Here is a 25,511-nt window from a genome sequence, read left to right on the forward strand (position 1 = left end):
CTTCGCATCGCACCACCAACCGCCCCCCGAACACCACCGCGCGCTCCCTCACACGTGTTTCGAACAGCCGGTTCTCCGAGATCCCGGCGGCTACAACGGGTCCTTCCGGTACCGCACGTCCGCACGGCCGTACGGCGGTACGCGGCAGAGACAGCGGAGCGGCCCCCGGGGAGCGGACATGCAGGGCGGATGGCACAGTGCCCGGGCGCGGCGGCGCCTGGCGTTGTCGGCATGCGCGGCGGCGCTGGCGGCGCTCACGGGAGTGCTCCGGTTCTGGCGGCACGACGCGGCGACCGAGGGCGTCCTGATCTCGGCGATCGGCACCCTGGTGTCGGTCGCGGCGCTGGTGGCCGACGTACTGCGCGGCGACGCCGACCCGGCTCCGGCCCCCGCCGAGGAGCAACGGCGACGGGCCGCCGACGCGCTGGCCGAGGCCGTACGCGAGCAGTGGGCCGCGGAGGCACGCCTGCGCCGCCTCCAGGACCCGGAACCGATCGACGTCCACTGGGCCCCCGCGGACCGGCGCCTCGCCGACCATCCGGAGAACGTACGCGGCATCGGCCGGCCCGCTGACCACCCCGAAGACACACCACGCAACGAGCAGCCCGGCGACCGCCCTCAAGACACACGGCGAAACGGGCAACCCGGCCGACACCCCGAAAGCACCCGCCGCAACACACGGTCCGGCGGCCGGCCCGGAAACGGGTCGCGTGCCCGACGGTCCGGTGACCGGGACCGGGACCGGGACGGTGGCCGGGCGCGGGACGGGGACGGTGGCCGGGACGGGGACGGTAGCCGGGCGCGGGACCGGGACGGTGGCCGGGACGGGGACGGTAGCCGGGCGCGGGACCGGGACGGTGGCCGGGACGGGGACGGTAGCCGGGCGCGGGACCGGGACGGTGGCCGGGCGCGGCGGGTGCCGGGGCCGCGGGTGTCGCGGGTCGAGGGTCTGGCCGAGGTGTTCGCGGTGGTGCCGGGGCGGCGGCTGGTGGTGCTCGGGGGGCCGGGGGCGGGCAAGAGTGTGCTGGCGGTGCGGTTCGTGCTGGCGCGGCTGGCCGAGCGGCAGCCGGGCGAACCGGTGCCGGTGATCTTCCCGCTGGCCGGCTGGGACCCGCGGCGGACCGGGCTGCGGGAGTGGCTCGCGGAGCGGCTGGCGGCGGAGCACCGGCCGCTGGCCGCCGTGACCGACGGCACCCGCACCCTCGCCCGCGGCCTGCTGGACGCGGGGCTGGTCCTGCCGGTGCTCGACGGCTTCGACGAGCTGGCCCGGCCCTCCTACGGGGAGGCGGTACGACGGATCAACGCCGGTCTCGACGACGACCTGCCGCTGCTGCTCACCAGCCGGGCCACGGCGTGGGCGACCGCGGTGGCCGAGGGCGACGTCCTCACCGCCGCCGAGGTGGTCGAACTCCGGCCGCTCGACCTCGCGCAGGCCACCGCGCATCTGGAGCGCACGGCGCGGCCGCAGCGGACGACGGACGGGACGGACGCCACCGTGTGGACGCCGGTGGTGGAGGAGCTGGCGCGGCACCCGCACTCCCCGGCGGCCACGGCGCTCACCACTCCCCTGACGGTGTCCCTCGCCCGCGCGGTGTACGGCGACACCTCCCGGGACCCCTCGGAACTCCTCGACACCGCGCGCTTCGGAACGGCGGCCGCCGTCGAGCAGCATCTGCTCGGGGCGTTCGTGCCGGCCGCCTACGCGGACGCGGAGCCGCACACCGCCTCGGACGCGGCACGGCACCTCGCCCTGCTGGCACGGGAGTTGCACCGCCGGGACACCGGACGGCTGGCCTGGTGGGAGCTGGAGTCGCTGCTGCCGCGGGCCCTGCGGGTCTATGCGCCCGGGCTGCTGTCCATGGCCGTGCTGTCGGCGCTGCTGCTGCCGGTCGCGGTGACTCGCGCGGTGCGCGAACTGGCCGGTGTGGAGGACCTGTTGTCGCTGGTCGCCACGCTGGTGGGGCAGGCGTCGGGCTTCGCGTTCGGGGTGGCGTGGCTGCTGCCGGACGGTGGGGGCGAGCCGGGCCGGCCGTTCCTGGTCCGGCAGGGGCTGACCGTCGTCGGGGTGAGCGGGGCCCTGTGGGCGGCCTTCGCGTACGCAGACGATCTGCGGTTCGGCTTCCGCTTCGGTTCGGTGACCGACGGCTGGCTGCCGGATCTGCTCGGCGGCCGTCTGTTCTCCCTGTTGTTCACGCTGTTCTTCGGCATCGCGGGGCTGCCCCGGCGGCCGGTGCCGCTCGGCCTGCCGTGGAGCGGCACCGGCGAGCGGATCTGGGCCCGGCTGTGCGGGGCGGCCCTGCTGCTGGCCGGAGCGGGCACGACGGCCGGGGCGGTGCTGGGCCGGCCCGGCGGTCCCTGGCCGGTGCTGGTGGGCGTCACGGCCACCGCCGCGGGTACCGCGCTGCTGGTCAGCGGTGTCCGCCGGGCCGGCCGGGAGGGCGCGCTGGTGCCCCGGGGCGGGCGGGTCGTACGGCGGTTCGCGACCGGGGTGGTCCGGGGTACGGCCGTCGCGCTGCTGACCGGTGTCACCGCGTGCACGCTGGCCGGGCTCGCCGCCACGGGGGTGACCGTCCTCAAGTCCGGTGCCGCACCCGATCTCGCCGGACGGCAGGTCGACGGCTGGCGGTTCACCGAGCACGCCGGAGTCAGGACGGCCGCCCTCGAACGGCCGCTGCGGGGCACGCTGTTGGTCCCCGGCGACGGGGCGCGGCCGATCGCCTACCCGCGCGGAGCGGTGCCGCCGGACTGCACGGTCCCGCTGCTGCACGGCCGCCACTGCGCGGAGTTCCGTGCCGCGGACACGGTGTTCGAGTCCCGGGGCGGCACGGTCGTCGTCCGTCTCGCGCCGGGCGGCACCGGCGGCCCGGTCGCGTACGCGGCCGATCTGCGGTCGGTGCTGCCGCCGGACGCGCGCGCCTGGCTGACCCAGGGGCCGGCGTCGGGTCTGCTGGCCCGCTGTCTGCCGCCGTTCGTGGTGGCCGGAGTCGTCGTGGGGGTGGTGGGCGGGTGTGTGTGCGGGGTGTACCGGGCGCTGAGCGTGCCCTCGGACACCATGCGGGCGCCCGGTCCCGGGTCCGACCTGCGCACCGACCGGACGGCGTCCGTGACCCGGGGCGGGGTCGTCGCCCTGGTGGTGGCGTGCGTCTGTGTGCCGGTGACGCTGGTGCCGGGCGACTGGGGCGGGCTGGTGCACGTCGGTACCCAGCTGTGGCTGCCGCTCGGCACGGCCGCGGTGGCGCTGAGCGCGTGGGGCCGGCTGGCCGTCGCCCGGGGCTGGCTCGCGGTGACGGGACGGCTGCCCTGGCGGCTGATGGCGTTCCTGGAGGACGCCCACCGGCGGGGTGTGCTGCGGCAGTCCGGGGCGTACTTCGAGTTCCGGCATCTGCGGCTGCAGTCGTACCTCGCGAACGAGACCGCCGACGCCGCACCCGAGGTCTTTCCCGTCGGACCGCCCGGGCCGCGCGAGGCGGCCGACGGGCCGGTCCGGGAGCGGGGCGGCAGGCCCGGCTAGCCGACGAGCTCCCGGACCGCTTCGGGAGACGTCAACTCGGCGCGGCGCACGATCAGTTCGCGTCCGAGCAGCAGGGCGCGCCGGGAGGCAGGGGCCGGGTCCGGCAAGGTGGTCAGGTCGGTGAGGTGGGCGAAGCCGATGATGCGGCGGACGATCTCGGTGCCCGCGAAGCCCAGCGACTCCGTCCAGACCCGGCCCAGGAAGCGGTCCAGGTAGGCGTCGTCGAAGAAGGTGTCCACGCGGGTCGGCCACAGCCCGCGGAACGTGGTCTCGAACGCCTCCCAGGACAGCCGGAGTTGGTCGGCGTGGTCGGACAGCGTGCCCAGGGCGCGGGCGCGTTCCTCCGAGACCAGGGTGTTGGCCCAGTACAGGCCGAGGTCGAAGCCGATGGGGCCGACGAAGGAGAACTCGGGGTCGAAGACCCGGACGACGGGGGTGCTCGCGCGCTCGCCGACCATGATGCTGCCGGTGTGCAGGTCGCCGTGGAGGAGGGCCTGGGCGCTGGTCATGAAGGTGTGGCGGAGGTCGGCGACCTCGGTGCGCAGCCGGGCGTCGGCGCGGAACCCGGCGGCGAGGTCGTCGAGTTCGGGCAGCCAGTGGTTGTGCTCGTGCTCGACGTAGGGCTCGGAGAGGACGACGTCCTCGGTGATCTCGCAGAGTTCCGGGTTGACCGAGGCGGCGATCAGGGCCTTGCGTTCGGCCGAGGGGAGGCCGAAGTCGCTGGTCGCGAAGGAGAGCTGGGCCACCAGTTCACCGATCCGGGGGGAGGTGACCGGGCCGTACGCGGCGCCCTCGTTGAGGACGGTGCGCAGCACCTCCAGGTCGGAGAGGTCCTCCATGACCAGGGCGTGGTTCTCGGGGTCGTAGCCGTGGATCGCGGGGACGGTGTCGGGGGCGACCTTGGCGAGCTGCTCGTAGGCGCGGGCCTCGGCGTCGGAGCGGTCGGGGCTCAGCGGCCAGGACGGCCCGGCCACCCGCACCCACGGCAGCGCCTGCTTCAGGGCGAGGCCGCGGGTGCCGGCCCGGTCCGAGGCGAGGAAGACGCGGTTGACGTTGCCGTCGGAGACCTCGCGGACCTCGATGTCGGCCGGGTCGTCCCAGTGGCCGCGCTCGCGCAGGTAGGCCGGGATGTCGGCGGTCTCCAGGATGCGGTAGCCCATCGTCTCGAACTTCCTTATGCGGTGCGGCGCTTGGACAGGGTGAAGCTGAAGACCAGGGCGAGGATGAGGACGGCGCCCTCGACCACGTCCTGGGTGTAGTACGGCAGGCCCTTGATGGTCAGGCCCGTGGTGATGATGCCGATCAGCACGGCGCCGAGGGCGGTTCCCCACACGTTCGGGCGACCCCTGCCGAGGACGGAGGTGCCGACGAGGGCGACCGCCACCGCCTCCAGCAGCTGGGAGGTGCCGGCCGAGACGTCGCCCTGGCCGATCCGGGAGGCCAGGATCAGTCCGCCGACGGAGGCGAGGACGCCGGACAGGACGTAGGCGAGCGCGCGGTAGCCGCCGACGCGGATGCCGGCCAGCCGGGCGGCCTCCGGGTTGGCGCCGATGGCGTAGAGGACCCGGCCCCAGCGGGTGCGGGCCAGGAACACCCAGGCGGCGACCGTGAGTCCGCCGAAGATCAGCACGGAGACGGGGATGCCGAGGACCGTGCCGCGGTCGATGCGCAGGAACCCGGCGGTGAACCTGCCGGGGGCGGTCGTCCCGTCGGACTCGGTCATGCCCGGGGTGATGGACTGGCCGTCGACCAGGATGAGTTTGCCGCCCTGGATGACGAACATGGTGCCCAGGGTGGCCAGCATGTCCGGGATCTTCAGTACGACGATCAGCAGCGCGTTGAGCAGTCCGGCCAGGGCGCCCGCCGCGAGGACGGCGAGGATGGCGACCGTGCCGACCTGGTTCTGGATCACCATGGTCTGGGCGGCGACGGAGACACCGAGTCCGGCGACCGCGCCGACGGACATGTCCATCCCGCCGACGGCCATGGTGAGGGTGACGCCGAGGCCGAGGATCGCGGCGACGGAGACATAGCGCAGGGTGTCGAGGAGGGTCGCCGACTCGCGGAACGAGCCCTCGGTCAGGGCGAAGTACGCGAAGAGCGCGACCGTCACGAAGATGAAGCCGTACTTGATGACGGCGTCCTGGACGCGCACGGCGTTGCCGGGCCGGGCCGGGCTCTCGGTGCCCCGGGTGATGGTGGTCATGGGTGCTGCTTCCTTCGGCGGCCGGGTGTCGGAGGGACTAGACGGACACGGCGATGGTCTGGATCACGCGGTCGCGCTCCGCGTCCTCGCCGTACGCGTCGAGGTGGATCTCGCCGGCCGCGAGGACGACGACCCGGTCGGCGACCTCCAGCACCTCGTCGACGTCGGCGGACAGGACGAGCACGGCGGCGCCCTCGGCGGCCAGGGCGCGGGCCCGGCGGCCGATGTCCCGGCGGGCGCCGATGTCCACGCCTCGGAACGGTTCGTCCAGGATGAGGACGCGGGGGGTCTTCGCGAGCCAGCGGCCGACGACGACCTTCTGCTGGTTGCCGCCGGAGAGTTCCTCGATCGCGCTGTGCTCGTCGCGGGCCACGACCCCGAGGGCCTCGACGGTGTCCCGGCCGAGGGCGTCCTCGCGCGGGCGGCTCACCAGGCCGGCCCGGGAGAGGGACCTGAGGAACGGCAGGGAGATGTTCTGGGCCAGCGACCAGCCGGGGACGAGGGCGTCGGTGTGCCGGTCCTCGGGGACCAGGTGGACGCCGGCCCGGATGGCGTCGGCGGGGCGGCGGGGCGCGTAGACCCTGCCGTCCAGTTCGGTGGTGCCGGTGCGGAAGGGCTCGGCGCCGAAGAGGCCGCGGGCCAGTTCGGTCTTGCCCGCGCCCAGCAGGCCCACGACGCCGGTGACCTCGCCGCCGCGCAGGTCGAGGTCGAGCGGGGCGCGGCCGTCGAGGAGCCGGACGCCGCGCAGGGCGAGGACGGTCTCGCCCCGATCCCCTTCGCGGGCCGGGCGGGCCGTCCGGGCCTCGTGGGCCTGGGCGAGCATCGCGCGCAGGGCCGTGTCCCAGTCGAAGGGCTTCGCCTGGTCGTCGGTGAGACGGCCGTCCCGCAGGACGACCAGCCGGTCGGCGAGGGCGTCGATCTCGCCGAGGCGGTGGGAGACGTAGAGCACGGCGATGCCGTCGTCGCGCAGCTTCTCGACGAGGGCGAAGAGCCGCTCGGCCTCGGCGGCCGACAGGGCGGAGGTGGGTTCGTCGAGGACGAGCAGCCGGGGGCGGGTGGCCAGGGCGCGGGCCAGGATCAGCAACTGCCGGTCGGAGATGCCGAGTTCGGTGACGTCCTGACGGAGGACCGGATCGGGCCAGTCCAGGCCGAGGCCGGCCTGGATCTCGCGGGCGCGGGCCAGGGTGCGGGCGCCGCCGAGGAACGGGTTGCCGCGCCGCTGGGCCAGTTCCTCGAAGACCAGGTTCTCCGCGACCGTGAGGCCGGGGACGATGCCCTCGCCGATGCGCTGGTGCACCGTCTGGATGCCCAGCCGGCGTGCGGCCAGCGGCGACTGGAGAGCCACGGGCTCCCCCGCGACCCGCACCTCGCCCCCGTGGTCCCTGTGCACGCCGGACAGGATCTTGATCAGGGTGGACTTTCCGGCGCCGTTCGCGCCGAGCAGCGCGACCACGCTGCCCGGGGCGATGTCCAGCGAGACGGACTCCAGGACCGTCCTGCCGCCGAAGGCCATGCTCACGTCCCGCAGGGCGACCGCGGGAGCGGTGTCAGTGGGCGACATTGGGGATCCAGTCCGCGGTGCTGACCTGGGAGAGGTTCAGCGCGGGCAGGGCGGTGCGCAGCTGGTCCATGTTCTCGATCTTGTTCTTGAGCAGGAAGTCGCGGGTGATGGCGACGGCCGGGAACTCGACGGAGGTCTTGTTCAGTTGGCCGGCCAGTTCCAGCGCGGTGGTGCGGACCACGGCGGCGCCGACGGCGGACGGGTCGGTGCCGGCGGTGGCCACCCACGGGCTGTCGGTGGCGGTCATGTTCTGGATGTCGGCGTTGGAGACGTCCGCGCCGAAGACCTTCACCTTGTCCTGGAGCTTCTTGTTCTGCACGGCGAGGACGGTGCCCTTGGCGAGTTCGTCGTACGGCGCGAAGACGCCGGTCACGTCGGAGTGCTGGGTGAGCGCGGCAGAGACCAGGGGAACGTTGTCGGTGGCGGTGGAGTCGGTCACCTTGCCGACCTTGAACTCCTGCGTCCACCCGTTGGACGTGAGCGCCTTCTGCCAGACCGTGTCGCGCTTGTCGAGGGCGGCGTAGCCGGCCACGTTGACGTATCCGACCTTGGTGTTCTTGCCGACCGTCTTGGCCATCACGTCGAGGACGGCCTGGGCCATGCTGGCGTCGTCCTGTTCGGTGCTGACGACGGACTTGTTGGTCTGGTCGACGTCGTAGACAACGACCTTGATGCCCTTCTTCACCGCCTGGTCGATCTCCGGCTGGATGGTGGCCGGGAAGCCGTGGTCGACGATGATCGCCCGCGCGCCGGAGTTGATGGCCGAGGAGAGGTCGGTGGCCTGCTTGGCGTTGTCGGCCTGGGCGTCGTACACGGTCAGGTCGATGCCGAGGGCCTTGGCCTGCGCCTTGGCGCCGTTGCCCCACTGCTCGAAGTAGTCGCCGGCCCCGCTCTGCCGGACCAGGGCGACCTTCACCGTGCCCTTGCTGAAGGGGGCCGGCTTCTTGCCGGTGGCGGCGGAGGCCGAGGCCGCGGTGGAGCCGGTGCTCTTCGAGGCGTCCGTGGACTGCGAGCAGCCGGCGAGGAGGAGGGAGACGGAGGCCAGCGAGAGCGCGGCAAGGGGCAGACGGGCACGGGGCATGACGGGGCTCCAGGTGCAAGGGGTGGCGCGGAGAGAGAAGGAGGGAGAAGGAGGGTGCTTGAACCGGAGCTGGGCAGGGCGGACGCCGGCCACACGGAGAGGGCGGGCACGCGCCGCAACAGGGCGCGTCGGGGCTCCGGATGAGGTCAGCGACAGCTGGCCGTGGTCGACCGGAGCAGGTCCACGTACAGCCGCCGCACGAGCAGCAGCGTCTTCATACGCAGATCATGAGAACGGTTTCAGCCACCCGTCAAATGATGGGGAAGCGTTTTCTCGACATGTGGGACAACGACTACGTCACACCTGGTCGTCCCGGTAGGTGGCGTTACCATCACGGGACCGGCACCCGCCCCGCCCCAGTGAGGCCCTGATGACGACCGCACGCGTAACAGCGCAGCGCATGCCCCGCATGCACCGCTGTACCCGCGCGCTGTGTCGCGCCTGACCACTGCCCCCGCGAGCCGTCCACCCACTCTTTCCCTTCCGTCCGCTACCGTCTCGGTATCCGGACATCCCTCCCTCTTCCCTGGAGTTGCCGCCATGACGCTGCTGACTACCTGGGCCGAGTCCGGCCCCGACACCGTGGTGCGCCGCACCTCGGACCCCGCCGAGATCGCCGAGGCGCTCAAGCCGCTGGGCGTGCGCTACGAGCAGTGGCCGGTCCGTGCGGACGTCCCCTCCGACGCGGACAGCGAGACCGTGTTCGCCGCGTACGGCCCCGAGATCGACAAGCTCAACGCCGAGGAGGGCTTCACCACCGTCGACGTCCTCGGGCTGCACCCCAGTGACGACCCCGAGTACCCGGTGAAGGCGAAGGCCGCGCGCGAGAAGTTCCTCCAGGAGCACACGCACGACGACGATGACGAGGTCCGGTTCTTCGTGTCCGGCTCCGGCATCTTCTATCTGCACGTGAGCGGTGAGGTGCATGCCGTCTACTGCGAGAAGGGCGACCTGCTGGGCGTGCCGCGCGGCACCACGCACTGGTTCGACATGGGCACGAGGCCGTCGTTCACCGCGATCCGGTTCTTCCACGAGGAGGACGGCTGGATCGGCAACTTCACGGGGTCGTCCATCGCGGGGCGGTTCCCGGACTACGACACGATCGCGGCGGGGTACGCGGCCGACAAGGGTGCGGTGTGACATACCACTATGACGTGGACGCCGTGGTGCTCGACATCGAGGGCACCACGAGCGCCACGGGGTTCGTGGTGGACGTGCTGTACCCGTACTCGCGCTCGCGTTTCGGAGCGCTGCTCTCGGAGCGGAGCGGTGATCCGGACGTGGCGCGGGCGGTGGCCCAGGTACGGGAGCTGACGGGCGATCCGGAGGCCGACGCGACGGCCGTCGAGAAGACCCTCAACGCGTGGCTGGACGAGGACCGCAAGGCCACGCCCCTGAAGACCCTTCAGGGCATCATCTGGGCCGAGGGCTTCGCCCGCGGCGACCTGGTCTCGCACTTCTACGATGACGTCGTCCCGGCGCTGCGCGCCTGGCACGCGGCCGGACTACGCCTGTACGTCTACTCGTCCGGCTCGGTGGCGGCCCAGCGGGCGTGGTTCTCGGCCACCCCTCAGGGCGATCTGCTGCCCCTGCTGTCCGGGCTGTACGACACGGAGAACGCGGGACCCAAGCAGGAGGCGGAGTCGTACCGCCGGATCGCCGAGTCGGCCGGGATCGCCCCGGACCGGCTCCTCTTCCTCTCCGACCGGCCCGGCGAGCTGGACGCGGCCCGGGCGGCCGGATGGCACGCCGTGGGGATCCGACGCCCCGGGGAGCCGTACTACGAGCAAGGCGTCGGCGACCACGCGCAGGCGGGGACGTTCGACGAGATCACCGTTTCGAGGAGCACCACGTGACCGCCGACATCACCGCCCGCGACCTGGAGGAGGCGGGGGCGGTGCTCGCCGCCGAGTCCGCCCGCTTCGCCGACTTCGGCTGGATGCGGGGCACGTCCGGCAACCTGTCGGTCGTCCTGTCCCGCGACCCGCTGCGCCTCGCGGTCACCGCGAGCGGCCACGACAAGGGCGAACTGACGCCCGCGGACGTGGTGCTGGTCGACGGCGCGGGGGCCGCCGTACAGGGCGGCAAGCCGTCCGCGGAGGCCGAACTGCACGCGCGCGTGGCGGCCCTGACCGGGGCGGGCGCGGTGGTGCACGTCCACACGGTGGCCTCCGTCGCCATGGGCCACCGCCACCCGGGCGGCATCGTCTTCAGGGACCTGGAGATGCTCAAGGGCGTCGGCCAGCCCGCCCACGACGTCGAGGTGACCCTGCCGGTCATCGCCAACAGCCAGGACATGACGGAACTCGGCGACCGCCTGGAAGCCGCCCGCAACCCGCGGATGCCGGCCGTGGTCGTCGCCGGCCACGGCCTCTACGTCTGGGGCGAGACCCCCCGCCAGGCCCGCCACCACACCGAAGTGGTGGAGTGGCTGCTGGAGCTGGAACTCACGGCGAAGTAGCCGAGGACACGAGTCGGGGGCCGGCGGACGTTCCGCCGGCCCCTCGCCGTCGTCGGGCGCCCCTCGGGCGGCTACCGCAGCCTGTCCCCCGGCAGTTCGCCCGCCGAGATCTCCAGGACGCCTCGCTCGGTGACCAGGCCGGTGATGAGGCGGCCGGGGGTGACGTCGAAGGCGGGGTTGTGGCCGCGGGACTCCGTGGGGGCCGTGCGGTGGCCGGCCCACTCCAGTACCTCGGTCTCCGAGCGGAGTTCGATGTGGATGTCGGCGCCGGTGGCGGTGGCGAGGTCGACCGTGGTGGTGGGGGCGGCGACGAGGAAGGGGATGCCCGCGTCGGCGCAGGCGAGGGCGACGCCCACGGTGCCGACCTTGTTGGCGGTGTCGCCGTTGGCCGCGATGCGGTCGGCGCCGACGATCGCCGCGTCTATCTCGCCGCGCAGGATGGTGCCGGCGGCGGCCCCGTCGGCCTGGACGTAGTGCGGTATGCCCTCCTGCACCAACTCCCAGGCGGTGAGCCGGGATCCCTGGAGGAGGGGGCGGGTCTCGTCGGCGTACACGACCTCCACGCTGCCGCGGGAGTGCAGTTCGCGGATGACGCCGAGCGCCGTGCCCCAACCCGCCGTCGCCAGCGCGCCGGTGTTGCAGTGGGTGAGGATGCGCAGCGGGCGGTCCGCGCCGACCTTCTTCAGCAGCCACTCAGCGCCGTGCACGCCCATCGCGCGGTTCGCCTCGACGTCCTCGCGCTGGATCGCCGCGGCCTCCGCGAGGACCGCGTCGAGTCCCTCGGCGAACCGGGTCATCACGCGGTCCACGCAGACCATCAGGTTGACGGCGGTGGGGCGCGCCTCGCGGACGCGGGCGACGGCCGCGCGGACCTCCGCCTCGGTCCAGCCCTCGCGCTCGCCCTGGAGCAGCGCGAGCGCGACGCCGTAGCCGCCGGCCGCGCCGATCGCGGGGGCGCCCCGCACCACGAGCCGTTGGATGGCATCCACCAGGGTGTCCACATCGTGGACAGGGAGGGTCTCCGTGCGCTGCGGAAGCAGGGTCTGGTCGATGAGCGCGAGACCGGTTCCGGTCCACTCGACGGCGCGCAGTTCCTGGGACATAACGGGACACTCCTGATGTTCCGATGGTGTCCGACACCGTACATGACCTCGAAGAACCACAGTTCGAGACGGTAGAACGGGTGGCCGGAAACGGGTGTTACAGTCCAGCACCTGCATTCCACAGGCCGACACCCGCATCCCGCAGGCCGAGACGACGAAGGAGGAACCGTGCCGCTCACCAAACGCCGTTTCCTCGACTTCGGTCGCTGCGCCGGCGACGGCTGTCGACGCTGACTCTCCCCCTCAGCGTCCTCTTCACCACCTCACCTCGCGCGCTCCAACGGCGGAGCGCGTCTCGCCGTACCCGGAAGGTCCCCGGAGGGTCCCCATGCGCCGCAGACACCGCCGCTCCCTGCAACTCGCCGCCGCCACCGCGCTCCTGGCCACCGTCGCCACCGCCTGCAACGCGGCGGCCAAGAGCGACGGCTCGGACAGCGCCTCGGGCGCGTCCGGGAAGTCGTTCACGCTGGTCACCCCGGACGCCGTCGGCCAGAACGAGTTCCTGAAGCTCGCGGTCACCGGCATCAAGGACGCGGCGAAGGCGCACGGCGGCTCGCAGAAGGTGTACGAGTCCACCGACACCGCCTCGCAGCAGCAGAACGTGCAGGCAGCCGTGGCCGCGGCGCCCGACGTGATCGTGCTCGTCGGCTTCGAGTTCGCCGACCTGGTCGCCCAGCAGGCCAAGGCCCACCCGAAGCAGCAGTTCCTGATGATCGACGCCTGCACGACCAAGACGTTCACGAACGTCAGCTGCGCGGTCTTCCGGGAGCACGAGGGTGTCTACCTGGCGGGCGCCGAGGCGGGGCTGCTCAGCGAGTCCGGGAAGGTCGGCGCGGTCGACGTGCTCGACACGCCCCAGTTCCGGCGCTACAGCGACCCGTTCGCGGCCGGCGCCAAGAAGGTGGCCGCCAAGACCCAGACGTCCACCCGCTTCGTCGGCGGCCAGTCGCCGTTCGACGACTCGGCGCGCGCCAAGGAGCAGGCGAACTCGCTGCTCGCCAAGGGCACCGACCAGATCATGGCGGCGGCCGCGGCCGGCAACTACGGCGTCTTCGAGGCGGCCAAGGCCAAGGGCGCCTTCGCGTACGGCGTCGACGTCAACCAGTGCCCCTCCTCCCCCGGCACGGTCGTCGACAACGTGATCAAGCGCACGGACGTCGCCGTCGAGAAGGGCATCGAGGCGGTCCTCGGCGGCAAGGCCGGCACCACCGTGTCGTACGGCCTGAAGGAGGGCGGCATCAGCCTCACCGGCCTGGAGGCCGGGGTCGACTCGTCGAAGTGCGTGATAGCCCAGCACAAGGACGTCCTCGCCAAGGTGAAGGCGCTGCGCGACCAGATCGTCGCCGGGAAGCTGACGGTCGATGACCCCGCCGCAGGCTGACCCCGAGGTCGCCGTCGAGCTCCGGGGAATCACCAAGCGGTTCCCCGGCACGCTCGCCAACGACTCCGTCGACCTCACCGTCCACCGGGGCGAGATCCACGCGCTGATGGGCGAGAACGGCGCGGGCAAGTCCACGCTGATGGCGGTCCTCTACGGGATGGAGCGTCCGGATGCCGGGACGGTCCGGGTCGACGGGCGGGAAGTCAGCTTCTCCGGGCCGTCCGGTGCCATGGCCGCCGGACTGGGCATGGTCCACCAGAGTTTCCAGCTGTTCGACTCGCTGACGGTCGCCGAGAACGTCGTCTACGCCGCCGAGCCGCGCCGCTTCGGCCTGGTGGACCGGGCCGCAGCCCGCCGCCGGGTGGGTGAACTCGCCGCCGAGCACGGGCTCGCCGTCAATCCGGACGCCCGGGTCGGCGACCTGCCGGTCGGGCTGCGCCAGCGGGTGGAGATCCTCAAGCTGCTGCACCGGGGCGCCCGGACGCTGATCCTCGACGAGCCGACGGCCGTTCTCACGCCGGCCGAGGCGGACGCGCTGTTCGCGGTACTGAAGTCGCTGGCCGCCGAGGGGCGTTCGGTGATCCTTGTCACGCACAAGCTGCGCGAGGTGCTGGAGGGCAGCGACCGGGTGACCGTGCTGCGCGACGGCCGGGTGGTCGCCCGGCTGGTGACCGCCGAGACCTCCGCCGACGAGATCGCCGCCGCGATGACCGGCCGGGCGGTGGAGCTGGACCGGATCCATGAGCCGGGCACGCCCGGTGAGGTCGTCCTCGACGTGCGGGGCCTGGCCACCGACGGCGTGCGGGACGTCGGTCTCACCGTCCGGGCCGGGGAGATCGTCGGCATCGCGGGCGTCGCGGGCAACGGGCAGAGCGAGCTGGTCCAGGCGCTGGCCGGGCTGCGGCCCGCCACCGGCGGCACGGTCACGCTGGGGGGCGAGGACGTCACCCACGCCTCGGCCGCCGAACGCCGGGCGAAGGGGCTCGCCTACGTCCCCGAGGACCGGCACGCGGTCGGTACGGCCCCGGCCGCCTCGGTCGCCGACAACCTGGCGATGGGCCACCACCGTACGAGCCTGTCCGCCCGGGGTCTGCTGCCGCCGTCCGCCGTCCGCGCCCACGCGGGCCGGCTGATCGAGCGGTTCGGCATCAAGGCGGCGAGCCCGGAGGTGCCCGCGTCCGCGCTCTCCGGCGGCAATCTGCAGAAGCTGCTGATCGGCCGCGAACTCGCCCACGAGGCCCCGCTGCTGCTCGTCGAGCAGCCGACGCGCGGGGTCGACATCGGGGCCGTCCAGAACATCCACGACCAGCTGATCGCCAGTCGCGACGCCGGCCACGCCATCCTGCTGATCTCGGCCGAACTGAGCGAGATCCGCGGGCTCGCGGACCGGGTGCTGGTCATGTACGAGGGCCGGATCACGGCGTCGTACCCGAAACACGAGGCCGACGAGCGCTCCCTGGGGCTTGCCATGGCGGGCGGCCGGGAGCCGGCGGAGGCCGCGGACTGACATGAACTCCCCTGTGTTCGAACGGATATCGGGGGCCGTGCGGTCCCCCGTCACCTTCTCGGTGCTGGCCGGAGTGGTCATCGGCGCCCTCTTCCTGCTCGGCACCGGCGCCGACCCGGTCACCGCGTACGGCGCCGTCCTCACCGGCGCGCTCGGCGCCGACGGCATCGGCTCGACGCTGTCCACCGGCACCAGCGTGCTCGGCATGGCGCTGGCGCTGGCGATCCCGCTGCGGGCCGGGCTGATCAACCTGGGCGGCGACGGCCAGCTGGTGCTCGGCGGCATCACGGCCGCCGTGACCGGCCTGTACGTGCCGGGGCCGGCCCCGCTCACCGTCGTACTGGCGCTGCTCGCGGGCATGGCGGCCGGCGCCGGCTACGCGGCCCTGGCCGCCCTCTGCGAGAACCACCTCGGCGTTCCGCTGCTGGTCAGCAGTCTGCTGCTGAGCTACCCGGCGGTGTCGCTGGCCTCCTATCTGGCCCGCTACCCGCTGAAGGAGCCCGGCTCCAGCCTGCCCCAGACCCGGGCGCTCGACGACGGCGTGGCGCTGCCCGCGTTCGGTGACTCGACGGTGACCGTCGGGCTGCTGCTGGTGCTGGCGGCCGCCGCCGCCTACTGGTTCACCGACCGGCGCACGGCCTTCGGCTACGAGATCCGGATGACCGGTCTCAACGCCCGGTTCTCCGCGTACGCGGGTGTCGAACGCCGTGGTCTGACGCTGAGGTTGATGGCGGTGTCGGGTGCGCTGTCCGGACTCGTGGGCGCCATCGGGGTGCTGAGCTTCCCGTACCGTTTCGTGGACGGGTCGCTGACCGCGCCCGGCTACACCTGGACGGGTCTGACGGCCGCGCTGCTCGCCGCCGCGGCCCCGTTCGGCACGGTGGTCGCCGCGTTCTTCTTCGCCGTCCTCCAGGTCGGCGGCCTCGCGATGGAGCGGACCACCGAGGTGCCGCGTGAGCTGACGCAGGTGCTGCAGGCGATCGTGATCGTGTTCCTGGCGGCCCGACTCCGGTTCCCCGGCCGTCTGTTCCGGAAGCGGGAGGCCGCCTGATGTTCCTCGACTCCGATCTGTGGATGTCGGCGCTGCGCGCGCTGACCCCGATCCTGCTGGCCGCGCTGGGCGGCGCCCTGTGCGAGCGGGCCGGTGTGTTCAACATCGGCCTCGAGGGCATGATGCTGCTCGGCTGCTTCACCTCGGTGGCGACCAGCTGGTTCACCGGCAGTGCCTGGCTGGGCGTGCTGGCCGCCGCCCTCGCCGCGGCCGCCTACTCGCTGATCCTGGCCGTGGGCGCGGTGACCCTGAAGGGCGACGCGGTGGTCCTCGGCATCGCGATGAACCTGCTGGCGGTGGGCCTGACGAGTTTCCTGCTGCGTACCGTCTTCGGCGTACAGGGCACCTTCGACGACCCGTCCCTCGCCGGGCTGCCGCTCGTCGGGGGCCTCACACCGCTCGCCTATCTGGCGTTCGCGGCGGTGGCCGTGGCCGCGGTGCTGCTCTCCCGCCATGTGTGGGGGCTGCGGCTGCGCGGGGTCGGCGAGGCGCCCCGGGCGGCGGCCTCGCTCGGGGTGAGCCCGGTGAAGTACCAGTACGGCGCGGTGCTGGCCTCGGGTGTGCTGTGCGGGCTCGCGGGAGCCCAACTCGCCTTGGGCAACGTCACCCTGTTCTCCGAGAACATGACGGCGGGGCGCGGCTGGATCGCCGTCGTCGCCGTGCTGCTCGGGCGGGCCGCGCCGCTCGGTGTGCTGGCCGCCGCGCTGCTGTTCGGGCTCGCCGAGGCGGCCGGCTTCCGCCTCCAGGGCCTCGGGCTGCCGCAGCAGGCGACCGACGCCGCGCCGTACGTCGTCACGCTCGGCGCCCTCTTCCTCTCGACGGCCCGCCGCCGTCGCCGTACCCCCTCTTCCGGAGCTGTCGTATGACGCAGGACCAGCTGCCCATCACCCGAATACCGCGCACGGGGCTGCCGGCGCACGCGATCGTGGTCGGGGACCCGGCGCGGGCGGCGGCGGTGGCCGCGCTGCTCGACGGCGCGGAGGAGGTGTCGTACCACCGCGAGTACCGGGTGTTCAGCGGGAGTTGGAAGGGGCTGCCGGTGGCCGTCGCCTCGCACGGGGTGGGCGCGCCGGGGGCGATCCTGCTGTTCCAGGAGCTGGCCGACGCGGGCGTGCGGACCTTTGTGCGGTTCGGTACGGCGGGGGCGATGAAGCCGGGGATCGGCGACGGCGACCTGGTCATCGCGGAGGCGGCGGTGCGGGACGACGGGGTGACGCAGCAGTTGCTGCCGCCGGAGTACCCGGCGTACTCCGCCCCCGAGGCGGTGTTCGCGCTGCAGCGGGCGGCGCGCGCGGCGGGCGCCCCGCACCACCGGGGCGTGGTGTGGACGCGGGCGGCGTTCCAGCCGGGGCTGCTGCCGCTGTTCTCGTACCAGGGGGCCGGTCTTGCCGCGATCGAGATGGAGTTGTCCGCGCTGCTGGTGACGGCCTCGCTGCGCGGTCTGGTCGCGGGCGGGGTGCTGGTCGTCGACGGGGCCAACGCCGACGAGCTGGTCGACGAGTCGGCGACCGGCGGCTACAACCCGCACCGCGAGGTCGTCGCGGCCGGCGTCGAGCGCGGTGCGCTGGTGTCCCTGGAGGCGCTGCGGCTGCTGGCGGAGGAGAACCCGGCGTGAGTGTCGACCTGTTGGTGCGGGGCGGGGACGTCCTCACCGTGGACGGGGATTCGACCGTCGTACGGGACGGGGCGGTCGCCGTGCACGAGGGGAGGATCGTGGCCGTGGGGGCGGCCGGGGAACTCGCCGAGCGGTACCCGGCCCGCGAGACGATCGACGCCGAGGGCTGCCTGGTGCTGCCCGGACTGGTCAACGCGCACACCCACCTCGCCATGACCCTGCTGCGCGGCCGGGCCGACGACGTCACCCTCCAGGGCTTCCTGGAGCGGGTGCTGACGTGGGAGGCCCAGCTGCTGGCGCCGAAGAACGTGGCGGCGGCCGTGCGGCTGGCGGTCGCCGAGAGCGTACGGGCCGGGGTCACCTCGGCGCTGGACATGTACTGGTTCCACGAGGCGGCCGAGACGGCGGCCCGGGAGGCGGGCTGGCGGCTGCACACCGGGCCCACCTTCATGGACGTGCCCGAGCCGCCCGACGGCCTCGCCCACGAGGAGCGGCTCGCCTGGGCGCGGCGGGACCTGGAGGCGCGCGGGGACGCCCGCCCCGGGCACCGGCCGGTGGTGTTCGCGCACTCCGCCTACACCCTCTCCCCCGCCCAGCTGACCGAAGTATTCGCGCTGGCACGGGAGTTCGGGGCGCTGGTGCACATCCACGCGGCCGAGAACGGCACCGAGGTGGCCACCGTCGAGGTCAAGTACGGCAAGCGGCCGGTGGAACTGCTGGACGCGCTGGGGCTGCTGGGCCCGGACGTGCTGCTCGCGCACGCCGTCGACCTGACCGGACCGGAGATCGCGGCCATCGCCCGCACCGGAACGGCGGTCGCCCACTGCCCGGTGTCGAACCTGAAGCTGGGCTGCGGGATCGCGCCGGTGCCCCGGCTGCTGGGCGCCGGGGTCACCGTGGGGCTGGGCACCGACGGGGCGGTCAGCTCCAACTCGCTGGACGTGCTGGGCGCGGTGCGGCAGGCGGCGCTGGTGCACAAGGCGGGCGGCGACCCCACGGCGGTCGGCGCCGAACAGGCCGTGCGGATGGCGACGATCGAGGGGGCGCGGGCGCTCGGCCTCGGCGATCAGCTCGGGTCGCTCGAAGTCGGCAAGCGGGCCGATCTGATCGTGGTCGATCTCGACGCGCCGCATCTGCGGCCCCTGCACGACCCGTGGTCGACGCTGGCGTACGCGGCGCACTCGGCGGACGTGCGGGACACCGTGGTCGACGGGCGGGTGCTGATGCGCGGCCGTGAGCTGCTCACGCTGGACGAGCGGGCCGTCCTGGACGACTTGGCGGCGGCACTGTGAGAACGTTCCGGCCACGGCCTGACCAGGTCGCATAATAGGGCTGAGACATCGGATGTCTGGGCGACAGGGAGGCCGGTATGGCAGTCACCGATGAGGCGATCGAGAAGATCAAGGACATGATCGTCTCCGGTGCGCTGCGCCCCGGTGACCGGTTGCCCAAGGAGAGCGAGCTCGCCTCCGAACTCGGCCTGTCCCGCAACTCGCTCCGGGAGGCGGTGCGGGCCCTGTCGCTGATCCGGATCCTGGACGTACGGCAGGGCGACGGCACGTATGTGACCAGCCTGGACCCGCAGTTGCTCCTGGAGGCGATGAGCTTCGTCGTCGACTTCCACCGGGACGACACGGTCCTGGAGTTCCTGGCGGTGCGCCGGATCCTGGAACCGGCCGCGACCGCGATGGCGGCCTCCCGGATCAGCGAGCAGCAACTGGACGCGCTCGCCGCCCAGCTGGACGCGCTCGGCGGCGCGCCCTCGGTGGAGGAACTGGTCGCCTGCGACCTGGAGTTCCACCGGGGCATCGTGCAGAGTTCCGGGAACTCGGTGCTGTGCTCGCTCCTCGACGGCCTCTCCGGGCCGACCACCCGGGCCCGGATCTGGCGCGGCCTGACCCAGGAGGACGCGGTCGCCCGGACCCTGCGCGAGCACCGGGCGATCCTGGCCGCGCTGCGCGACCGGGACGCGGAGGCGGCCCGCTCCTGGGCGACCGTGCACATCGCGAGCGTGGAGCAGTGGCTGCGCAGCAGTCTGTGAACCCCGGTGAAGTCCGGTGAAGCGCTTTCCGGCTTCCTGGAACCAGGGGTGTTCGAGGGCGGTGAACGGGGCAGTGATCCGTTCACTCCCCCGTGCAAGGGGGCTGCGGGCGCCCCCGCCCGACGCCGTAAGGTTGGGGCGTACGCGAGGGCACGTCGGAAGGAGGCACTGGGTGATCGAGCTGGAGGGGGTTCCCGAGCTGATCGACCCAGTCATGGTGGCCGCGTTCGAAGGCTGGAACGATGCCGGCGACGCCGCTTCCACCGCGGTCGCGCATCTGGAGCGGGAGTGGAAGGGCGAGGTGTTCGCGGCGCTCGACGCCGAGGACTACTACGACTTCCAGGTGAACCGCCCCACGGTGTGGATGGACGCGGGCGTGCGCAAGATCACCTGGCCGACGACACGGCTCTCGGTGGTCCGGGTCGGCGGCGAGAAGCCGCGGGACCTGGTGCTGGTCAGAGGCATCGAACCGTCCATGCGCTGGCGCTCGTTCTGCAACGAGCTGCTCGGGTTCGCGCATGAGCTGGGCGTGGAGCTGGTGGTCGTCCTGGGCGCGCTGCTCGGTGACACCCCGCACACGCGTCCGGTGCCGGTCAGCGGGGTGACCTCCGATGCGGACCTGGCCCAGCGGATGGACCTGGAGGAAACCAAGTACGAGGGCCCGACGGGCATCGTCGGCGTCCTGCAGGAGGCGTGCACGCACGCGGGCGTCCCGGCGGTCTCGCTCTGGGCCGCGGTCCCGCACTACGTCTCCCAGCCGCCCAACCCCAAGGCCACCCTGGCCCTGCTCAACCGCCTGGAGGACCTGCTCGACCTGCGGATCCCGCTGGGCGAGCTGCCCGAGGACGCGCGCGCCTGGCAGGTCGGCGTGGACCAGCTGGCCGCCGAGGACAGCGAGGTCGCCGAGTACGTGCAGACGCTGGAGGAGGCCCGGGACACCGCCGAGCTGCCGGAGGCGTCGGGCGAGGCGATCGCCCGTGAGTTCGAGCGCTATCTGCGACGGCGGGACGGCGGCGCACCCGGCGGCCCGCCCGGCGGCCACGCCACGGCGGACGGCACCGACAGCGCGTCCTACCTCCGGGACAGTCCCAGCGGCCGAACCCGGCCACCCCGCCCACCGAAGCCCGACACGCCCGGAGCTGCGGGGAACGCCGGGGATTCCGGCGACTCGGGGGATTCGGGGGATTCCGGCGAGGCCGGCGGCTCCGGCGGTCAGGACGGCGAGGACACCTCCGAGGACTGAATCCGGGGACGGAATCCGAGGACTGAACAGGGGCGGTACGCGTGGTGCGTACCGCCCCTTCGTCGTGGCGTGGCTCAGGCGCCGACCGCGGTGAGGGAGTAGGTCGGTGTCGGACGTCGGCCTGGTCTCACCGCCGCGGGCGCCGTGGCCACGCGTGACACAGCCCCGCGCCCCTTCGGGCGCGGGGGTGCCGGCGCTTCTCTAAAGGGCCACGCCCAGCAAGGCGTCCACGGCCCGCGACACGACGCCCGGTGCGCCCGTGTCCGTGCCGCCCTCCGTCTGCTGGAGGGTGGCCCAGCGGTCCACGGCCGCCAGGGCGGTCGGGGCGTCCAGGTCGTTGGAGAGGGCCTCGCGGATCTCCTCCACCAGGGGCTCGGCGGGCGGGCCGTCGGGGCGGGAGACGGCGGCGCGCCAGTGGTCGAGGCGGGTGACGGCGTCGGCCAGGACCTGGTCGGTCCACTCCCAGTCGCTGCGGTAGTGGTGGGAGAGGAGGGCGAGGCGGATGGCCGCCGGGTCGACGCCGTCGTGGCGGAGCCGGGAGACGAAGACCAGGTTGCCCTTGGACTTGGACATCTTCTCGCCGTCGAGGCCGACCATGCCGGCGTGGACGTAGGCCTTGGCCATCGGGAACTCGCCGGTGAGCACCTGGGCGTGCGAGGCGCCCATCTCATGGTGCGGGAAGGCGAGGTCGGAGCCGCCGCCCTGGACGTCGAAGGTCATGCCGAGGTGGTCGAGGGCGATGGCCACGCACTCGATGTGCCAGCCGGGTCGGCCGCGGCCGAGGGAGCCGCCGTCCCAGCTGGGCTCGCCCTCGCGGGCCGCCATCCACAGCATCGGGTCGACGGGGTTCTTCTTGCCGGGGCGGTCCGGGTCGCCGCCGCGTTCGGCGGAGAGCAGCCGCATGGCGGCCGCGTCGAGGTTCGAGACCTTGCCGAAGTTCGGGTCGGCCTCGACGGAGAAGTAGATGTCGCCGTCGAGCTCGTAGGCGGCGCCGAGGTCGCGGAGCCGTTCGACCAGCGGCACGATGCCGGGTATGGCCTCGACCGCGCCTATGTAGTGCTGCGGCGGCAGCATCCTGAGGGCGGTCATGTCCTCGCGGAAGAGGGTGGTCTCCTTCTCGGCGAGGGCGACCCAGTCGACGCCGTCCCGCTCCGCGCGCTCCAGCAGCGGGTCGTCGACGTCCGTCACGTTCTGGACGTAGTGCACCTGCCGCTTGGTGTCGAGCCACACGCGCTGGACCAGGTCGAACGCGTTGTAGGTCGCCGCGTGCCCCATGTGGGTCGCGTCGTACGGCGTGATGCCGCAGACATAGATACGGGCGACGGGACCGGGGTCGAGGGGGACCAGACCGCCGGTCGCGGTGTCGTGGATCCTCAGGTCGCGGCCCTGACCAGGCAGGGCGGGGACCTCGGAAGCGGGCCAGGCATGCATGTACATGAGCGTAACCGGACCCGAGTTCGGTATACGAACCGGACCAGGCCAGATGGCCGGGAAGGCACTCTTGATCTTGCGCGGTCGATGTGCCTAGACGGGCGGCCAGGGGATGGCGGGCCACTCCCCGCTCGGTTCGGGGTGCTTGCCCGCCGTGAGCAGGGCGTCGACCCGCGCGCGGGTGGCGTCCAGCTCGGCCGCGGTGATCAGCTCGGCCAGCCGGGTGCCCAGCGCCCCGCCCAGGGCCGTACGCAGCCTTTCGAGGACCTCGACGGCGTCGGCGGGCAGCGGCTCGCCCGCCCAGCCCCACAGCAGGGTGCGCAGCTTGTTGTCGACGTTGAAGGTGACGCCGTGGTCGATGCCGTAGAGCCGGCCGTCGGCGGTGGGCAGCAGATGGCCGCCCTTGCGGTCGGCGTTGTTGATCACGGCGTCCAGGACGGCGAGCCGGCGCAGCCGCTCGTCGTCGGCGTGCACCAGCAGCGCGGTCCTCCCCTCGCCGACGTCGGCGAGGCCGATCGCCCGCCAGCCGGGCTCCGGCTCCTCGGCGTCCACCAGGGCGAGCAGTTCGGCGGCGTCGGGGGCGACGTCGATCCAGAGCTGGACCATGCCCTCGCCGTACGGGCCGTCGCGCAGCACGGTGGGCGGGACCAGGTCCCAGCCGGTGGCGCGGGCGACCTCGTAGGCGGCGACCTCGCGCTGGGCGAGGGTGCCGTCGGGGAAGTCCCACAGCGGGCGTTCGCCGGCGACCGGCTTGTAGACGCAGGACGCCTCCTCGCCGTCCCGCGCGACCGTGCAGAAGAGCGCCGCGTTGGAGGCGTCGCGGATCCGGCCGCGCACCTTCAGCTCACCGTGGGCGAGCAACTCGGCGGCGGTCACGCTCCGCGGCGGTATCCGTTCTGGCGCGGACATACGTGTCCTTCCGGGTCGAGCGGGAGGCTGCACAGCGGGCACGGCGGCCGCCCGGCGTTGACGACGTCCAGGGCGCGCTTGCAGAAGGCTCTGGCCTGCGCGCCGGTCAGCCGGACCCGCAGCATCGGGGGCCCGTTCTCCTCGTCCTGGAGGAGCCGTTCCTCGGCCTCGGCGAGGTCCTCCTCGGAGTCGGCGTCCAGCTCCACGAGGGCCTGCGCCTCGACGATCATGCGCTCTTCCTCGCCGTCCCAGGCGAGCGCCATGGTGCCGACGCGGAACTCCTCCTCGACGGGGGTGTCGAGGGGCGCGCTGTCGCTGATCTCGGTGGGCGCGACGGCGGGCACCGCCGCGTTGCCGCCGCTGCGGCGCACGACTTCGTCGAGGAGTTCGTCCATGCGTTCGGCGAGCGCGGCGACCTGGGTCTTCTCCAGGGCCACGCTGGTCGTCCGGGGGCCGGCCGTGGCCTGGAGGAAGAACGTACGGCGTCCGGGCAGTCCCACCGTGCCCGCGACGAAGCGGTCCGGCGGATCGTAGAGGAACACCTGACGGGACACGTCCTGTCTCCATGGGAATCGAGGGTGCGTGGGCTCGGGGGGCGACGTCGCGACCTGTGCGGTCGCTTACGTGGATCGCTTCACCCTACTGCGCTTGTCGATCACGGCGCGCCGGCGCCGCCACCGACCGGGGCGTCTTCCCCTGGAGGTTCCTCCCGGGGGGCAAGGGAGGCGAAATCCCCGGTGTCCCCGAGACGAACGAGAAACGGCCTGAGGCGGGTGTAGCGGATCGCCGTGACGGAACACGGCTCCACGGAGATCCGCTGGAAGAGATCGAGATGCAGGCCGAGCGCGTCCGCGACGAGGGACTTGATGATGTCACCGTGCGAGCACATGAGGTAGACCGCGCCGGGGCCGTGGTCGCGCTCCACGCGCGCGTTCCACTCGCGCACCGCCTCGGCGGCCCGGGTCTGCATGGCCCGCATGGACTCGCCGCCGGGGAAGGCGGCGGCGGACGGATGGGCCTGGACGACCTCCATCAGCGGCTCGTCCTTGAGTTCGGCGAGCTTGCGTCCGGACCAGTCGCCGTAGTGGGCCTCGCCGATCCGGTCGTCGGTGTGGGCGGTGAGTTCGGGCCGGGCGTCCAGCAGGGGGCGGATCGTCTCCTGGCACCGCTGCAGCGGGCTGGTGACGACCTCGGAGATCGGCAGCCCGGCGAGCCGGCCGGGCAGGGCGGCGGCCTGGGCGGCCCCGCGCTCGTCGAGGGCGACGCCCGGCGTCCAGCCGGCGAGCACCCCGGAGGTGTTGGCGGTGGACCGTCCGTGCCTTACGAGGATCAGCGTGGGCATGCGGCCCAGGGTAGGCGCACGCCGGAGTGCGCCGACGGCCGGGCGACGGGACAATACTCTCCGTGATCGTCGACTGTGCCATCTACCGGGACGGGGAGCGGACGGAGACCCCGCAGGACTTCTCCGACGCCCTCGCGGAGGCACGCGCGCGGGGCGACAGCTTCCTGTGGATCGGCCTCTACGAGCCGACGGAGCGCGAGTTCGACCTGGTCACCGATGAGTTCGGGCTGCATCCGCTGGCCGTCGAGGACGCCCTGACCGCCCACCAGCGGCCCAAGCTGGAGGTGTACGACGACTCGCTGTTCGTCGTCCTGAAGCCGGTGACGTACGAGCCGAGGAGCGACACGGTGACCTCCGGGGAGCTGATGCTCTTCATCGGGGACTCCTTCGTGGTCACCGTGCGCCACGGGACGCCCTCGCCGCTCGGGGACATCCGGCGGCATCTGGAGGAGCAGCACGAGATGCTCAAGCACGGGCCGACGGGGGTGCTGCACTCGATCTCCGACGCGGTCGTCGACAACTACCTGGAGGTCGCGACCGAGTTGCAGAACGACCTGGAGGAGCTGGAGGCCGAGGTGTTCTCGCCGAGCGGCGGCGGCTCCCGGCACACCGCCTCGCGGATCTACACCTTCAAACGGCAGATCCTGGAGTTCCGCCGGGCGACCGTGCCGCTGGCGCTGCCCATGACCAAGCTGGCGGGAGTGGGCCCGTACGGCAGCGGGGTGACGGTCCCCTTCGTGCACGCGGAGGCCCGGCCGTTCTTCCGGGACGTCAACGACCATCTGCTGCGGGTGAACGAGAGCGTGGAGGGCCTGGACCGGCTGGTGTCGGACGTCCTCGGCGCCCATCTCGCGCAGATGAGCGTCCGGCAGAACGACGACATGCGGAAGATCTCCGCGTGGGCGGCCATGGCGGCGGTGCCCACGATGATCGCGGGGATCTACGGCATGAACTTCGACCACATGCCCGAGCTGCACTGGTACTGGTCGTACCCGGCGGTGATCCTGGTCATGGCCTTCCTGGAGACGGTGCTGTACCGGCTGTTCAAGCGCCGCGGCTGGATGTAGG

22 protein-coding genes are annotated in these 25,511 nt (G+C 72.9%); 13 read left to right on the plus strand and 9 right to left on the minus strand.

Annotated elements, in window-relative coordinates; all coding sequences use genetic code 11:
* The first annotated feature begins 178 nt into the window (after positions 1–178).
* Positions 179–3,511, plus strand: coding sequence for an NACHT domain-containing protein (locus ACIPSJ_RS38585; protein ID WP_401352869.1), 3,333 nt, complete (start codon positions 179–181; stop codon positions 3,509–3,511).
* Here ACIPSJ_RS38585 and mtnK read toward each other — a convergent pair.
* The 4 genes from mtnK to ACIPSJ_RS38605 are packed head-to-tail and all read right to left on the minus strand — an operon-like array spanning position 3,508 to position 8,359.
* Positions 3,508–4,671 carry an S-methyl-5-thioribose kinase gene (mtnK, locus tag ACIPSJ_RS38590; protein WP_401352871.1) on the minus strand — a complete coding sequence of 388 codons (1,164 nt, stop codon included), beginning with the start codon at positions 4,669–4,671 and terminating at the stop codon, positions 3,508–3,510. The two genes, ACIPSJ_RS38585 and mtnK, sit on opposite strands and share 4 nt — an antisense overlap.
* A 14-nt stretch (positions 4,672–4,685) precedes the next feature.
* Positions 4,686–5,717: an ABC transporter permease gene (locus tag ACIPSJ_RS38595; protein ID WP_401352873.1), complete on the minus strand. Its 1,032-nt coding sequence runs from the start codon at positions 5,715–5,717 to the stop codon at positions 4,686–4,688.
* 37 nt (positions 5,718–5,754) lie between these two features.
* A complete protein-coding gene (locus ACIPSJ_RS38600; RefSeq protein ID WP_359209242.1) occupies positions 5,755–7,278 on the minus strand; it encodes a sugar ABC transporter ATP-binding protein in 1,524 nt (507 codons plus the stop codon).
* Positions 7,265–8,359, minus strand: coding sequence for a substrate-binding domain-containing protein (locus tag ACIPSJ_RS38605; protein WP_401352876.1), 1,095 nt, complete (start codon positions 8,357–8,359; stop codon positions 7,265–7,267). The genes ACIPSJ_RS38600 and ACIPSJ_RS38605 overlap by 14 nt, the downstream gene beginning before the upstream one ends.
* A gap of 540 nt (positions 8,360–8,899) precedes the next feature.
* On the opposite strand from ACIPSJ_RS38605, the gene ACIPSJ_RS38610 reads away from it, so the two are divergent.
* Genes ACIPSJ_RS38610 through mtnB form a run of 3 tightly spaced genes read left to right on the plus strand, consistent with a single transcriptional unit; the run spans position 8,900 to position 10,820 of the window.
* Positions 8,900–9,499 (plus strand): cupin, encoded by a 600-nt coding sequence (locus tag ACIPSJ_RS38610; protein WP_355716694.1) that lies wholly within the window; start codon positions 8,900–8,902, stop codon positions 9,497–9,499.
* A complete protein-coding gene (gene mtnC / locus ACIPSJ_RS38615) occupies positions 9,496–10,215 on the plus strand; it encodes an acireductone synthase (RefSeq protein ID WP_359209233.1) in 720 nt (239 codons plus the stop codon). Before ACIPSJ_RS38610 ends, mtnC begins: the two co-directional genes overlap by 4 nt.
* Positions 10,212–10,820: a methylthioribulose 1-phosphate dehydratase gene (gene mtnB / locus ACIPSJ_RS38620; RefSeq protein WP_355716689.1), complete on the plus strand. Its 609-nt coding sequence runs from the start codon at positions 10,212–10,214 to the stop codon at positions 10,818–10,820. Before mtnC ends, mtnB begins: the two co-directional genes overlap by 4 nt.
* A gap of 71 nt (positions 10,821–10,891) precedes the next feature.
* On the opposite strand, the gene mtnA is transcribed toward mtnB, so the two are convergent.
* Complete coding sequence (gene mtnA, locus ACIPSJ_RS38625; RefSeq protein ID WP_359209223.1) at positions 10,892–11,923, minus strand: S-methyl-5-thioribose-1-phosphate isomerase; 1,032 nt, start codon at positions 11,921–11,923, stop codon at positions 10,892–10,894.
* A gap of 328 nt (positions 11,924–12,251) precedes the next feature.
* Between mtnA and ACIPSJ_RS38630 the strand changes: the two genes are divergently transcribed.
* The 8 genes from ACIPSJ_RS38630 (at position 12,252) to ACIPSJ_RS38665 (ending at position 20,761) form a co-directional block, all read left to right on the plus strand.
* On the plus strand, positions 12,252–13,304 hold the full coding sequence (locus ACIPSJ_RS38630) for a BMP family ABC transporter substrate-binding protein (RefSeq protein WP_359209220.1): 1,053 nt from the start codon (positions 12,252–12,254) through the stop codon (positions 13,302–13,304).
* Positions 13,285–14,811 carry an ABC transporter ATP-binding protein gene (locus ACIPSJ_RS38635; protein ID WP_401352880.1) on the plus strand — a complete coding sequence of 509 codons (1,527 nt, stop codon included), beginning with the start codon at positions 13,285–13,287 and terminating at the stop codon, positions 14,809–14,811. Before ACIPSJ_RS38630 ends, ACIPSJ_RS38635 begins: the two co-directional genes overlap by 20 nt.
* A gap of 1 nt (position 14,812) precedes the next feature.
* Entirely contained in the window at positions 14,813–15,862 is a 1,050-nt protein-coding gene (locus tag ACIPSJ_RS38640; protein WP_359209214.1) for an ABC transporter permease subunit, read from the plus strand.
* Positions 15,862–16,728 (plus strand): ABC transporter permease, encoded by an 867-nt coding sequence (locus ACIPSJ_RS38645; RefSeq protein WP_355716677.1) that lies wholly within the window; start codon positions 15,862–15,864, stop codon positions 16,726–16,728. The genes ACIPSJ_RS38640 and ACIPSJ_RS38645 overlap by 1 nt, the downstream gene beginning before the upstream one ends.
* Entirely contained in the window at positions 16,725–17,477 is a 753-nt protein-coding gene (locus tag ACIPSJ_RS38650; RefSeq protein WP_401352882.1) for a nucleoside phosphorylase, read from the plus strand. The genes ACIPSJ_RS38645 and ACIPSJ_RS38650 overlap by 4 nt, the downstream gene beginning before the upstream one ends.
* Entirely contained in the window at positions 17,474–18,769 is a 1,296-nt protein-coding gene (locus ACIPSJ_RS38655; protein WP_401352884.1) for an amidohydrolase, read from the plus strand. The genes ACIPSJ_RS38650 and ACIPSJ_RS38655 overlap by 4 nt, the downstream gene beginning before the upstream one ends.
* Before the next feature lie 77 nt (positions 18,770–18,846).
* Positions 18,847–19,518: a FadR/GntR family transcriptional regulator gene (locus tag ACIPSJ_RS38660; protein WP_355716670.1), complete on the plus strand. Its 672-nt coding sequence runs from the start codon at positions 18,847–18,849 to the stop codon at positions 19,516–19,518.
* Between the two features lie 172 nt (positions 19,519–19,690).
* Positions 19,691–20,761: a PAC2 family protein gene (locus ACIPSJ_RS38665; RefSeq protein WP_401352886.1), complete on the plus strand. Its 1,071-nt coding sequence runs from the start codon at positions 19,691–19,693 to the stop codon at positions 20,759–20,761.
* A gap of 201 nt (positions 20,762–20,962) precedes the next feature.
* Here ACIPSJ_RS38665 and mshC read toward each other — a convergent pair whose 3' ends face one another.
* From mshC to ACIPSJ_RS38685, 4 genes are all read right to left on the minus strand, one after another.
* Entirely contained in the window at positions 20,963–22,192 is a 1,230-nt protein-coding gene (gene mshC / locus ACIPSJ_RS38670) for a cysteine--1-D-myo-inosityl 2-amino-2-deoxy-alpha-D-glucopyranoside ligase (protein WP_401352888.1), read from the minus strand.
* A 93-nt stretch (positions 22,193–22,285) separates the two neighbouring features.
* Positions 22,286–23,101, minus strand: a complete 816-nt coding sequence (locus ACIPSJ_RS38675; RefSeq protein WP_401352890.1) for an SCO1664 family protein — start codon at positions 23,099–23,101, stop codon at positions 22,286–22,288.
* Entirely contained in the window at positions 23,065–23,655 is a 591-nt protein-coding gene (locus tag ACIPSJ_RS38680) for a DUF3090 domain-containing protein (RefSeq protein ID WP_355716660.1), read from the minus strand. Before ACIPSJ_RS38680 ends, ACIPSJ_RS38675 begins: the two co-directional genes overlap by 37 nt.
* A gap of 101 nt (positions 23,656–23,756) precedes the next feature.
* Positions 23,757–24,443, minus strand: a complete 687-nt coding sequence (locus tag ACIPSJ_RS38685; RefSeq protein WP_359209194.1) for a histidine phosphatase family protein — start codon at positions 24,441–24,443, stop codon at positions 23,757–23,759.
* A gap of 62 nt (positions 24,444–24,505) precedes the next feature.
* Between ACIPSJ_RS38685 and corA the strand changes: the two genes are divergently transcribed.
* The gene (gene corA, locus ACIPSJ_RS38690) at positions 24,506–25,510 is read left to right on the plus strand and encodes a magnesium/cobalt transporter CorA (protein WP_359209191.1); all 1,005 of its coding nucleotides are present in this window, start codon (positions 24,506–24,508) and stop codon (positions 25,508–25,510) included.
* Position 25,511: the final 1 nt, after the last annotated feature.

Source organism: Streptomyces sp. NPDC090088 (genome assembly GCF_044747345.1).
Taxonomy (GTDB): Bacteria; Actinomycetota; Actinomycetes; order Streptomycetales; family Streptomycetaceae; genus Streptomyces.